Source organism: Corynebacterium kroppenstedtii DSM 44385, from assembly GCF_000023145.1.
Taxonomy (GTDB): domain Bacteria; phylum Actinomycetota; class Actinomycetes; order Mycobacteriales; family Mycobacteriaceae; genus Corynebacterium; species Corynebacterium kroppenstedtii.
Map to the genome: position 1 here is coordinate 1930605 of NC_012704.1, position 13169 is coordinate 1943773.

The 13169-nt window shown below is 59.4% G+C and carries 11 protein-coding genes; 1 reads left to right on the top strand and 10 read right to left on the bottom strand.

The window, feature by feature from the left end; all coding sequences use genetic code 11:
• Positions 1-7 precede the first annotated feature (7 nt).
• From CKROP_RS10825 to dacB, 9 genes are all read right to left on the bottom strand, one after another.
• Entirely contained in the window at positions 8-1720 is a 1713-nt protein-coding gene (locus tag CKROP_RS10825; protein ID WP_012732258.1) for a DUF6779 domain-containing protein, read from the bottom strand.
• Entirely contained in the window at positions 1717-2205 is a 489-nt protein-coding gene (locus CKROP_RS08140) for a DUF3180 domain-containing protein (RefSeq protein WP_012732259.1), read from the bottom strand. Before CKROP_RS08140 ends, CKROP_RS10825 begins: the two co-directional genes overlap by 4 nt.
• The gene (folB, locus tag CKROP_RS11835; protein ID WP_012732260.1) at positions 2202-3071 is read right to left on the bottom strand and encodes a dihydroneopterin aldolase; all 870 of its coding nucleotides are present in this window, start codon (positions 3069-3071) and stop codon (positions 2202-2204) included. The genes CKROP_RS08140 and folB overlap by 4 nt, the downstream gene beginning before the upstream one ends.
• A complete protein-coding gene (gene folP / locus CKROP_RS08150; RefSeq protein WP_012732261.1) occupies positions 3064-3969 on the bottom strand; it encodes a dihydropteroate synthase in 906 nt (301 codons plus the stop codon). Before folP ends, folB begins: the two co-directional genes overlap by 8 nt.
• 58 nt (positions 3970-4027) lie before the next feature.
• Positions 4028-4594 carry a GTP cyclohydrolase I FolE gene (folE, locus tag CKROP_RS08155; RefSeq protein ID WP_012732262.1) on the bottom strand — a complete coding sequence of 189 codons (567 nt, stop codon included), beginning with the start codon at positions 4592-4594 and terminating at the stop codon, positions 4028-4030.
• Positions 4594-7314, bottom strand: coding sequence for an ATP-dependent zinc metalloprotease FtsH (ftsH, locus tag CKROP_RS08160; protein WP_081429444.1), 2721 nt, complete (start codon positions 7312-7314; stop codon positions 4594-4596). Before ftsH ends, folE begins: the two co-directional genes overlap by 1 nt.
• A 227-nt stretch (positions 7315-7541) precedes the next feature.
• On the bottom strand, positions 7542-8129 hold the full coding sequence (gene hpt, locus CKROP_RS08165) for a hypoxanthine phosphoribosyltransferase (RefSeq protein ID WP_012732264.1): 588 nt from the start codon (positions 8127-8129) through the stop codon (positions 7542-7544).
• A gap of 88 nt (positions 8130-8217) precedes the next feature.
• Positions 8218-9378, bottom strand: a complete 1161-nt coding sequence (gene tilS / locus CKROP_RS08170) for a tRNA lysidine(34) synthetase TilS (RefSeq protein WP_052292404.1) — start codon at positions 9376-9378, stop codon at positions 8218-8220.
• Between the two features lie 10 nt (positions 9379-9388).
• Entirely contained in the window at positions 9389-10942 is a 1554-nt protein-coding gene (dacB, locus tag CKROP_RS08175; RefSeq protein WP_081429495.1) for a D-alanyl-D-alanine carboxypeptidase/D-alanyl-D-alanine endopeptidase, read from the bottom strand.
• A 155-nt stretch (positions 10943-11097) separates the two neighbouring features.
• Between dacB and CKROP_RS08180 the strand changes: the two genes are divergently transcribed.
• Positions 11098-11574, top strand: a complete 477-nt coding sequence (locus CKROP_RS08180; RefSeq protein ID WP_012732267.1) for an inorganic diphosphatase — start codon at positions 11098-11100, stop codon at positions 11572-11574.
• A gap of 41 nt (positions 11575-11615) precedes the next feature.
• On the opposite strand, the gene uhpT is transcribed toward CKROP_RS08180, so the two are convergent.
• On the bottom strand, positions 11616-13016 hold the full coding sequence (gene uhpT, locus CKROP_RS08185) for a hexose-6-phosphate:phosphate antiporter UhpT (protein WP_012732268.1): 1401 nt from the start codon (positions 13014-13016) through the stop codon (positions 11616-11618).
• Positions 13017-13169 lie beyond the last annotated feature (153 nt).

Genomic DNA, 13169 nt, shown 5'->3' on the forward strand with positions numbered 1-13169 from the left:
TGGGTTATTACTTCTCGCTATTCTTCTTCAGCTGTTCAAGTAAGGATGCGACGGTGACGTTTTGGCTTGAGTCTCCGTTGTCTGCCCGACGCCGACGACCGCCCGAGGATGAATCCTGCGGCCCTTCGTGACGGCCTCTCGGGTCGGGGGTGTTCGACGAACTTGCCGACGAGCTATAATTCAGGCTCTCCGTGAACATGCCCTTGTGCGGAGAGCGGCCACTGGCTTGGCTACCGGATGCAGGTGCGGATCCTAAGCTGGGTGATTGCGCCCGGAAACCGCCCGTGGTTGGGGCGTGGGTTCGGTCATAGGACGGTGCCGAGGAGCGGCCCGAACCGAACGCAGCGAAAGAACCTGTATCGGGATCTGTGTTCCGACGAGATCCGCCCGTGGTGCTGCTGCTTTGTGTGGTGCTTCGGCTCGGCGTGGAATTGCCGTTCGGGTTAGGTCCGCGATGAGAACCGACATATGGCGTCGATTCCGTTCGAGACGACTGTGGCTGCGACGATCCGGATGCAGGCTGGGCCGAGGATGTTGGCGACGATCCAGCGCCGAATACAAAGAATTGCGAGTTGTCACGGTCTGCGCCGCGGTACACCGCGCTCCCCTGCGGCGCGCTCGACCGCTGGTTGTTCTGGGCCGCACGGTCAAACTGCTGTTGGGTTGCCTGCCGCGTGGGCTGCTGTTGAGCCTGCTGTTGTTGCTGCGGCCGAGACTGCTGGGTCCGCTGTTGTGAAGGCTGAGATGCCCGCTGCTGCGATGCACCGTACCCGGTCGACCGCTGCTGAGCCTGTGGGTTCGATTTCTTCTCCACAGAAGGCAACACCGTGGTTTGATCCGCAGAGTATCCCGAGTCTGAACGGCGCGATGGCTGAGCAGTCCACTTCACTGCATTAAATGAACCCGTGCGCAAGGAATTATCACCCTGCTGCGTGGAGGTCGAATCGGCAGCGCGTGATCCAGACGAGGACTGGTTCGCCCGTCCCGGCTGGCCGGCCGCCGTGTTCCCAGCACCCGATGTCTTCCTTGCACCCTGCGTTTGCCCAGCTCCACCACGGTTCTGCCCACGCTTACCCGATGGTGCGTGTGACGACGCCGGCACAGATGACGTCCGGGACGTCGACCCACTCGTGCGCGCTTCCGTCGTCGATGATGAATCTTTGCTGTCGCGTTCCAATTCCAGGATGCGCTGCGCCTCGGCCTTGAGGGCGGTACGCTCGGTGTCCAGATCGGTACCCATCATGGCGGACAGGTTTTCCCGAAGCACGGTGAGTTCCGCGCGAATATCGGCCAGCGTGTTCTGCTCTTGTTCCTGCAGCGAGTCGTAGTAGTTCTGCTCCAGGATGAGTTCTTGCTCGCGGTGAGTGGCCAGTTCCCGCTCGAGCTCCGCTTGGTGCAGGCGCTCAAGGTTGTCGGTGTCCCGCTGCTGGTTATCCACCTGTTTCCGCAGCCGTGCTACAGCAATACACCCGACAATGGCGGCCCAGAGGGCACACAGAACAGCGATTTTTGTCCATGTTTCGCTGTCCGTAAAGAGCATAAGGATCGTCGCAACAACGGCAAAGACCAGCATGACGACGATGGCTGCGAAGGAAAACTTGCCGCTACCACCTGTGTTGGCGGGCGGGTAATCGTCGCGATAGTCAGGCGACTGGTCATCATAGTGTCCCTGGTTGTTGGAGCTGTCGTAACCATCGTGGGATTGCTGTGGGCCGGTCATGAACTCCACACTACATTGCTAGACTGCGTATCTTCATCGTTTGGTGGGGGTGCCCCGCAACAACGCTCCAGCCATAAACCCGATGCGGCAACGAGAATGGCGGCAATTAGTCCGACGACGACGGCGGGCGTGTCCTCCCGGGCGGCGATCAGCCGGCTGTAATTGATCCACAGGTAGAGGGCGATACCCGCGTACGATCCTGCGCAAATGGACCCAAACCACGCTGTGGACGTTCCCATGACGAAGCATCGGGCAATGGTGAGCGGATGTATTTGTGATCGATCTTGCCCGACTTCGTTATCGGCGATCCGCTTTCTGATGATGAAACCCGCGATAGTGCAGATGACTGCGAGCACGATCAGGATGACCGGGAGCGTCAGATTGAACCCCGGGATGGAGCCATAAAAGCGCCAGATCAGCATGAATGCGCCGAACCCGACGATGAGGGCGGTGGCCACAAGGTAGGTGGGTTTGGTGGAGGTCATTGCGGTTTCACCTCTCCTACCTCGCGGGAATCCAGGTTATCCAACAGGGATGCAATACTCTGCCGCCCTAACCGAGCATGGGGTTCCACTTCCAACCACGGCTTGAGCACGAAGGCACGTTGGTGTGCCCACGGGTGTGGAAGGGTGAGGTCGTCCGTGTCGTAGTGTTCTTCGGAGCCGTTGTTAATGCTGGTGATGAGGTCGATATCGAGGGTCCTGGGCCCCCAATGAACCTCGCGCGTGCGGTGCGCGTCGCGTTCGAGTTCGTGCGCGTCGTCGAGAATATCGTGGGGTGTTTTCATGGTTTCGACGACGGCGACGGAGTTCATGAAGTCGGCCTGCTCGACGCCGCCCCAGGCTGGTGTCGCGTACAGCGAGGACGTGGCGATAACGCGGTAGTCCGCGCTGGTCTCAAACCAGTGCATGGCACGTTCTACCCGTTGGCCTGGGGTGATCCCGTCGGCAGTGATGTTGGAGCCGAGGGAAAGCACCACGTGGCGTAGGTCTTTTCGGCTTCGACGTGCGACGACGGCGACGTCCGCGAACGGGTGCGGGATGGGCGCGTCGGGTTTGTGAATGGTGACTTCGATGGCGTGGACGCGGTTGTTGAGGATGAGGGTGTCGGCGATCTCGCTGGCGACGGTTTCGATGAGGTCGCGGCTGGGCCCGCCGACAGTGGCGTGAATGAGGTCGGCGATGTCGGCGTAACTGATCGTGTGCATGAGGTCGTCGGTGGCGGCGGCCTGTCGGAAGTCGGTCCACACTGTGACGTCGGTGAGAAACCACTGGCCATCGCGTTTTTCGTGCGGGAATACCCCGTGGTGTCCATATACCTCGACGCCTGTGAGTTCTATTCGGTCAGCCACGTCGTGCTCTCCATCCTTGGGGTACGTCGGGTCCGTGGGCGGTGGCCCAGGCGTGGGCGACTTTGACGGCGTCCACGTTGGGGCGCACGTTGTGTACGCGGACGGCCCATGCCCCGTGGCTGGCGGCCAGTGCGCTGACGGCTGCGGTGGCTGCGTCGGCGTCGGCGGGAGCCGTGGGTATGCCGTCGGATCCGGCGATGAGGCTGGTCAGGAAACGTTTTCGGGAAACTCCGATGAGCACAGGGTATCCGAGCTCGGTGAGTTGGTCGAGGCCGTGCAACAGCGACCAGTTGCCGAGCGCCGATTTGGCGAACCCAATTCCGGGGTCGATGATGATTTTTCCCTTGTCGACGCCGTGCTCGCTGGCATACGTGGCGCGGTGGCGGAGGAACTCTACGACGCGGCGGACGAACTGCGGGCCGTGGTCGGCGCCCTGGTTGGCTCCTGCTGCGCCGTGAGAGTCGGCGTCGCCGAAGCGGTCGGTTTCCCAGTGCATGAGGCACAGGTAGGCGCCGGTGTCCGCAGCAACTCGGATCATGTCTGGGTCGGCTAGCCCTCCGGATACGTCGTTGATGAGCGTCGCCCCTGCTTGGACGGCTTGTCGAGCGACGGTGGCGCGCATGGTGTCGACGGAGAGCATGACGTCGTCGTTCGCGAGGGCTTCGACGACGGGGATCACGCGCTGGAGTTCGGTCTGTTCGGTGACACGGACGGCCCCGGGGCGGGTGGATTCGCCGCCGATGTCGATGATGGTGGCTCCGTCGCGGATCATGTCGCGGGCGTGGGTGACGGCGATGTCGGGGCGTGTGAGGTCGGTGGGAAGCCATTGGCCGCCGTCGGAGAAGGAGTCGTCGGTGATGTTAAGGACACCCATCACGTGTGTGCGCGGTGCATCCATGGTGTTTGTTATGGCTCCTTCCGCCTGTTGTGGTGCGTGTGCTCCGACGCTGACGAGGTTATCCGCGGATGAGGCTGAGTACTTCGGCGCGGCTGGCGGGGTTTGTTTGGAACCCTCCACGAACCGCCGAGGTGGTGGTTGTCGCCCCCGGTTTGCGGATACCGCGCATGGCCATGCACAGGTGTTCACATTCGATGACGACGATGACCGCTTGCGGTTGCAGGCGGTTGACCATGGCGTCTGCGACCTGCTTAGTCAGGCGTTCTTGCACTTGTGGTCGTTTGGCGTAGAGGTCAACCAGCCGGGCCAGTTTGGAAAGCCCGGTGACTTTCCCCGATTTCCCCGGGATGTACCCGATGTGCGCTTTCCCGTAGAACGGCACCAGATGGTGTTCACAGGTGGAGTACACGGGAATGTCCCGGACGAGCACGAGTTCGCGATGATCTTCGTTGAAAGTCTTGGTGAGAACTTCCGACGGGTCTTGGTGGAGGCCGGCGAAGATTTCTTCGTAGGCTCGTGCGACGCGCTCGGGGGTGTCAACGAGTCCTTCCCGATCGGGGTCTTCCCCCACGGCGATTAACAGGTCGCGGACGGCTGCCCGCGCCCGTTCATGGTCGACGGCCATTAGTGGTCACCGTCTTCACGGCGGTTGCCTTGCTCGGACGAACCGTTGTGGTCGGACCATTTGTAGCCAGAGGCGTCGTGGTTGTGTCCACTTTCGCTCGAGTTCTGCTCCCCGGTGCTGTGGCGTCCATCGTCCCAGGGGTGGTCTGGGCGCTCATTCTCCGGGAATCGGAAACCGTGGAGCCCATTATCAGCGGGTTCACTTGGTTGGCCGACGCCGTAGTTCTGCATTCCTGGGTGCTGACCCGGTTGCCCTGCTGTGGTGCCGCGGTTCTCGGCAGAGTGTCGAGCACCTGCCTGATGAGCACCAGAGGTCTGGGACTCACCTGATTCCGAGTACCGGGGGGCACGATCCGATGGTGGCCATCCCGGGGCAGTCCATCCGGCGGGGGGTGGGGTTCCACCGTAGACGGGTGTTCCGTCGTCATTGGTGGAGCCCGGTGTCTGCTGGTTTGTTGGCGTTCCGGCTGGGTAGCTTCCGTAATTCGACGATCCATTATTGCGAGGTATGACCGTCGTTTGGCCTTCATATCCAGCGTTGGAGTTGCCATTCGCACCAGTCGTGGCATCGTTCGCCGACCAGCCTCGGGCGTCGGAGCCCTGCGCACCAGGCCCCTGCGCGCCAGGTCCCTGCTGCACCGATTCTTGTTGGCCAGCACCCCCTGTGTTATTAGTGCCACCAGCATTTACCGACTGAGCGTTCGCCTGGTTGGCAGCGGATTCGCGTTCACGCCGTGCCTGCCGGGAGGCCTCCAGAAAATCGTGCCGCTTGGGTGGCTCTTCGCCACGTTCGCGTGCTAATTCCACAGGGGTCTTGACGGGATCTTTGTCATCCTTGGGGTGGAGGACGTCTTCGTTAGTGAAGATTTCCAGCCGCTCGCGCGGTTTCACATTCGTAAAGATGGCTTCGAGGTCGGGGCGCCGCAGAGTCTCTTTCTCCAGCAGCTTCTGTGCCAAGAGGTCGAAGGTTTCGCGGTTCTCTTTCAGAATCGCGTAGGCCTCGTCGTGGGCTTTCTCAATGAGGTAGCGCACCTGTTTGTCAATGGTTGCCGCGACATCGTCGGAGTACTCCAGCTTTCCGCCACTTCCCCGCCCGGAGAACGGGTCGCCCTGTTCCTCACCGTATTTCACGGCTCCAAGGTCGGGGCTCATGCCATATTCGGTCACCATGGCACGGGCGATTTTCGTGGCCTGCTCGATATCCGCGGAGGCCCCCGTCGTCGGGTTACCGAAAATGAGCTCTTCACCGGACCTGCCGCCCATGGCGAAAACTAACCGCGCGAAAAGCTCTGCTCGGTTATACATTTCCTTGTCGTCTTCGCTGGCGGTCATGGCATGGCCACCTGTGCGCCCGCGGGCCAGAATGGTCACCTTGTACACTCGTTCGATGTCTTTCATCGCCCATGCGGCAAGCGTGTGCCCACCTTCGTGATAGGCGGTGACTTTCTTCTCGTGCTCGGAGATGATCTTCGAGCTTCGACGCGGCCCACCGACAACACGGTCGGTCGCTTCTTCGAGTGCGTCGGCGGTGATGATGTTGCCGTTCACACGCGCGGTGAGCAGTGCTGCCTCGTTGAGCACGTTGGCCAGGTCCGCACCGGACATACCGGCGGTTCGCTTAGCCAACGAGTTGAGGTCCACGTCCGGCCCCAATGGCTTGTTCTTGGCGTGAACACGAAGAATCTGCTCACGGCCTGCAAGATCAGGGTTCGTCACCGGAATCTGTCGGTCAAAACGCCCCGGGCGCAGCAACGCGGGATCCAGAATGTCCGGCCGGTTCGTTGCAGCAATCAGGATGACGCCTTGGCGGTCACCGAAGCCATCCATTTCGACCAGCAACTGGTTCAGGGTCTGCTCGCGCTCGTCGTGGCCACCGCCCATTCCCGAGCCGCGCTGACGCCCGACGGCGTCGATCTCGTCGATAAAGATAATGCATGGCGAGTTTTCTTTGGCCTGGGTAAACAGGTCACGAACGCGGGATGCACCCACACCGACGAACATTTCGACGAAGTCTGAACCAGAGATGGAATAGAAAGGTACGCCGGCTTCACCTGCGACTGCGCGCGCCAGCAGGGTTTTACCGGTACCGGGAGGTCCGTAAAGCAGAACGCCGCGCGGGATTTTCGCACCGAGCCGCTCATACCGTTCCGGCCCTTGGAGGAAGTCACGGATTTCGGTGAGCTCCTCGACGGCTTCTTCTTCACCGGCGACGTCGCCGAAGTTGGTTTTCGGCATGTCTTTGGTCAGTTCTTTAGCCTTGGATTTACCGAAGCCGAACATGCCGCCCATGCCGGATCCACCCTGCATGCGGGAGAAGAAGAACATGATCAGCAGGAAGAAGAGGATCATGGGGCCGAGGACGGCGAACATCTGGCCCAGCCATGAATCCTGCGTCACCTTGGTTGTGTAGCTCTCAGGATTGGATTTCTGAACCGCGTCGAAAACCTGATCCGACGTCCTGGCCGGGTATTTCGCTATGACTTTGTCGACGTCCTTGTGGTCGCCTTCGTCAATTTTCTTCTTCAGGTCTAGCTGGAGCTGTTGCTCCCTGTCATTAATCTGGGCTTTTTTGACGTTGCCGTCTTTGAGCTGCTTCAGGGCGACGGAGGTATCGACATCTTGATACCCGCGCGTCGAGCTAGAGAACACCGAGAAAGCGAAAATCCCGAGCATGATGATAGCGATGACCGTCGCTATGCGCATGACTTTCTTGCGGTCCATGGAACCTCTCATTGGGAAAAATATGAATACCTGTCGTCGCAGGTACGGTGGCGATTGCTACCAGGGTAGTCGAACCCTAGGACACGTCGGCCAGACAGGCGTTCGCTGTGCGCGAACAGTGCGAATTCGTCCGCCGCTTGCCCGTTCTGACCTCAACGTCCTCCGGGTTACGCGTCCTCCGGCGTCGGCATCGTCGTGTTCAGTTGTCCTTGTTTGTTTGTCCTGAGCTATTTTTCGTAGACCTGGGGTTTCAACGTCCCTACCCACGGGATGTCACGATAGCGCTCGGCATAATCCAACCCATATCCGACGACGAACTCGTTGGGGATATCAAACCCGACGTCGAAGAGATCAATGTCCACTTTGATGGCCTCGGGCTTGCGGAGGAGCGTCACAATCCGCAGCGAGTTAGGCTTCCGGCTCTTCAAGTTCTTGATGAGCCAGTGCAACGTCAAACCGGAGTCAATGACGTCCTCAATAATGACGACGTTGCGCCCGTGGATATCACGGTCGAGGTCTTTCAGAATGCGCACGACGCCCGACGAGCTGGTGGCATTGCCGTAGGACGAGACGGCCATGAACTCTAGCTGAGTCGGGATGCTCATCTGCCGGGAAATGTCGGTGATGAAGTACACCGCGCCTTTGAGCACACACACCAGGATGAGGTCGTCGTCCTCATCGGCGTAGGTTTCGGAGAGGCGATCGGCCATCTCTGCGATGCGGTTATGGAGTTGCTCTTCGGTGATGAGGACGTGGTCAACATCGTCGCCATAGCCGTGTTCGGGGACGGGGACGGGTTGATGGGATTGCATCATTAGCTCTCGATCATGTGGCGTTGTTGTCTGTGTGGTCCGTAAATATATGGTCGCTTATAGGCGCCCGTCTGGCAATTTTCGCTGAACACTAACGGTCACCCGTACCCTCCGCGGTCAGCTGTAGTTCATCGTGACGACGAACGACGAGCAAGCGTCCAGGCGGGGCGGGCGTGCGCGCCCAAGGAATGGCGACTCCCCCCTGCCCATGCCATTGCGTGGCCAGCGCATCGATCGCGGTCACGTGTGCCCTGGTCAGCGGCCCAGCGCGATGATGCAGCCACTGTTTAATAATTCTCCCGCGCAACGCTTGCGGTTGACGTAGGTACGTGGCGATGTCCAGCCCGCTGCTTTCGGGACTGCCGGAGTTATCTACAGAGGAACCGTGGCACTCACACTCTTTGAGGGCGTCGGTGGCTCGTTGTGCCAGGTAGTCGTCGTCGGTGCGGGTCATGGCCGCGGTGGCAATGGCATTGTCGACGGTACCTTCCCCCAGGACAGAGCGAATCTGCGGAATAAGCTGCGTGCGGACCCGTGATCGGAGGTTATCCCCGGATGTGTTGGTGGGATCGTGCCACGGTGTGATGCCTAGTTCGGCGCACGCTCCGATGGTGTTGTCTCGGCGGATCGAGAGCAGCGGGCGTCCGAGTGCTGTGGCTCCGGCGTCGACGACGGGATGATGGAAGAGAACTGGTGGCATTCCTGCGATGCTTCCTAGGCCGGCACCTCGTGCCAGCCCAAGGAGTAGGGATTCTGCCTGGTCATCCCCGGTGTGTGCCACGAGGACGGGGAGACCACCACGCTCTTGCGCTACCTGGCCTAAGGCGCGGTAGCGTTCTTCTCTCGCAGCGGTTTCGGTTGCCTCGCGAGGGCTCACTTTTACCACCTGAGAGCTCGCCCCCAGGGCTTGGCACACGTTCGCAGCTCGCGTCGCGACGCCGGCTGAACCCGCTTGGAGTCCGTGATCGATAACTACGGCGTGAACTCTCCAGCCTTGTTTGATTGCACAGCCCACTAAAGATAAGGAATCGGCCCCACCCGAACATCCGATGATGCATGAAAAGCTCAGTTCATCGGCCTCAGATTGCTCCGTCGCTGTCAGCCGGGAACTCCAAGTCGCGTGCCACGCTTCGAGTGCATGGCGGATGCGCAACACATGGGGCCCGGGTTTGGTTGAGGGTGGCGAATAAGACGGCGTGGGTTCGCCGGTGTGGTTCACGCTGCAGTTCGAGTTCATGATGGTATTCGTCACGGCGCGTTCCCTATGACGACGTCCTCAAAGCGGACGCCAGATCATCCAAGGCAGAACGGGCAGGCTCAATATCGGAGCCATTCGACATAAACGCGAAGGTCAAGACGCGGCCTTGCTGGTTCATGACAGTTCCGACCAGCGCAGACACGCCATCCAGTGTTCCCGTCTTCGCACGAACCCATCCTGCTCCGGGCCCGGACGATGATCCGGGAGTGAATCGGCCGGCCAGGGTTCCGTTACCGCCGGCGACCGGCAGGCCGTCGAGAATGGGGCGGAGATCATGGCTTTGGCTATCTGCCGAGGACGAATCGGAATTGCCCTCGTTGGTCACCGGAGATGAGGCCTTTACCATGATGCGGTCGAGAAGGCGCGGAGTAATGCGGTTATCCGGGCTCATTCCCGAATTGTCTTTGAGGACCACGCTCTCGAGGGGGAAACCGTGCTGGGAGAGAACCTCTTTCGTCGCGGACGTCGCGCCCTCGAAGGTCAAGGGCTTGCCTTCTTTCTTCGCGATTTCTCGGCCGATCGCCTCAGCTTCCATGTTGTCGGAATTCACAAGCATGTCGTGGATCCTGATGTCTAGCGGTGCGGATTCCACAGCGCCGAGTTCGCCATCCTCGGTATCCACGGATTTCTTGGACACGGACACTCCCTGGGAGTTGTCGTCTCCCCCGCCCGAGTTGCCGGACTCATCATTGGATTCACCGAAGTCGCCGGAGTCGCCAGCATTGTCGGCACCGTTACCGTCGTCGGAACTGCTGCTAGAAAGCCCCAAGGCATTAGCCAACGCTTGTCCGGCAACCAACGCAGGATTATCGGTTCGCGGGGAATCGGCGTCGCTGGGATCCTGCCGTCCCCCGTTGAGCATGACAGAGTCCACGGATGTCACATTGCCCCCGGAAATATCCCCGCGGCTCCACGTCGAATTAAAGGTATCGCCCTGGCCAGCGCGCGAATTATCGACCACCACGCTCGTCACCGGCTGGCCGCCCATGTTTTTCTTCACTTGGCTCGCCAAGTCCTGAATCGTGGGGGCATTGGTATAAAACGCGTTGTCTTTCGACGCAGCGAGCGTCACGTCACCGCCACCAACCAGCACAATCTGCCCGGGCTTCGTGCCGCGTTTCACCACCGTGCGAACTCGATCCTTCGGGCCAAGAGTTAACAGTGCAGCCGCCGTCGTCATCATTTTTGTTGACGACGCCGGAACCATCGCGGTGGACGAATTCTTCTCCCACAACGTCTTCCCGGTGGACGCGTCGGTCACCTGGCCAGCCAGCTGACCCAAAGCACCATTGGATGCTGGCCCCTGGAGGGCTTTCGTGATGTCGGGAATAGGGGCATCCGCGTTCGGCCCAGACACGGAGACGCCACTATCGACTGGACCTGCCGGTTTGGCCGATGTATATGCGTTGCGCTGCTGGTACATGACCACAGCCCCAACGATCACCGCTGCCACCACGATGATGGTGAGCACGGTGAGGACAGAAGAGACAGCGGAACGTCGAAAAGAGCCAGTACGAACGGCCGTCGACCCACCAGAGTTCTTCTTACCTTTTTTCACGGTGGTGAGTTTAGCCGAGACCCCGGACACAACGCGGAACACTTCACCTTCCGGCCCGATGCGCGGCGACGGAAAAGTAGAAAGAAAGGCAGAAATAGCGCCGGTTCTCCAGCGTGGCACCCCCGGTTGCGCGGCGGTTCAGTACAGTAGGACTTATGAGTATTGAAGTTACGATCGAAATCCCGAAGGGTTCACGCAACAAGTACGAAGTCGATCACGAAACGGGCAAGGTCTACCTGGACCGGTACCTCTTCACCCCCATGGCTTACCCCGCCGACTACGGCTTTATTGATCACACGCTCGGCGAGGATGGCGATCCGCTCGATGCGCTGGTCATTCTTCCTGAGCCGGTATTCCCCGGCGTGATCGTTGAGGCCCGCCCGGTTGGTGTGTTCAAGATGACCGACGAAGCAGGTGGCGACGACAAGCTGCTCTGCGTCATCGACGATGTCCGCTACGAACGGTACCAAGACATCAACGACGTCGAAGATCACATTAAGGACGAGGTGGAGCACTTCTTCGTCCACTACAAGGATCTGGAGCCGAATAAGGAAGTCAGTGGCTCTGGCTGGGGCGATAAGGCAGAAGCCGAGCGCATCCTGCAGGAAGCTAAGGATCGCTACGAAGACTAGTTCTGACAGCTAGTCGCGCCTTTGCACCTCGGAGGGTTGGGTTAGGCATTGCTGTTTTCTTGTTTGCGGAGGGTGCGGATCCGTTTTTCTTCACCGTAGGCTACGAGGAGGAGCATGAGGATTCCTGCAATAGCGGAGACGTGGAGAACGGTAAATACTGCTTGCCAGCCGTGGAGGGTGTGGCCGAGGATGCTTAGGCCATTTTTCTCGGGATCGGCGATGGCTGCGAGGCCTACTTTGGCCATGGAGTCGCCGAAGAGGTAGCCGAAGGTGCCGGTCATGCCATTGGTAACGCTTACTGCTTTTTTGGGGACGAAGCCTACCAGGGATACACCGATGAGGAGTTGGGGGCCGAAAACGAGGGCTCCGAGGGCAAAAAGGGAGGCGTTCACGGCCCCTGGGGTGGTGGCGTTGGCATACCAGCTAATGACTCCGATGATGAGGACGAGGGCGCCAGTGGCGACGAGGGCACGGCGTCCTCCGGCTATATCGGAGATCCAGCCCCAGGCTAGGCTGGCAACGAGTGCACCTATTTCGAAGTAGAAGATGGTGTGGACTGCTTGGTCAATAGTGAATCCGAGCTCTTCGGATACATAAACTGGTGCCCAGTTGTCGATACCGATGCGCACAATGTAGGTGAAGACATTGGCTATACAGAGCAGCCAGATCCAAGGGTTGGCGAGGACGTAGCCCCGGAAGATTTCCCATTTGCTGAGTTGCTCGGCGGCTAGATTATCGGCTTCGATGGGTTCTTCGAAGATTTCTTCGCAGCGATTCCAGCCAAGTTCTTTGGGATCGTCTTTGCCGTAAAAGTAGCCGATGACGCCGATGCTAATGCCGATGATGGCGGGGAAGATGAGCATACCGGCTACGTGGCCTCCGAAGAAGGTGCGAGCGCCCCAGAGGGCGATAACGCCGGCGAGGGCGCCACCAATATTGTGGGAGGCGTTCCAGAATCCAAGATATTTGCCTCGTTTGGTGCGTGGTGCCCAGCGGGTGATGGTGGAGTAGCTGGCTGGTCCTCCGACAGATTGGAAAAGGCCGTTGAGGCCCCACAGCACAATAAAGATCGAGACGATTGAGCCGAAGGTTGCCAAAATGATTCCCATGGCCATGACAATCAGGGAGGAGAGTACCAGGAGGAAACTTACGAGTTTTTTGGTATTTCGGCCGTCGGCAAAATAGCCGACAGCAGTTTTACCGATGCCATAAGTAATAGAAAAGGCGAGACCAATGTACCCCAGTTGGGTGGTGGTGAGTCCGTAGTCTTCTTTGAGGAGTGGCTGTGCTGCTTTGAAGTTATTGCGCACCAGATACATGCAAAGGTAGACCACGAAAACCACTATGAAGGCTTTAAGGAAATTGTGAAGCCATAAGGCGCGTTGTTGTTTGATGCTTAAACCCGAGGGTGGAGGAGCATCGTGGGAAAAGAGCGTAAGCATATTTGCCCTTTCTAGAGAAATCATGCCCGAAGGCTTTCGATATAAGTTCTTTTTATTGTAAGTAGGGTGCTGCCTGAAAAATTATCTAGTGAGGTCAATCTCATATAGAACGTAGTGCCCCAGTAAGAGAGTGCTCCTATAGGTTTAGCGAGT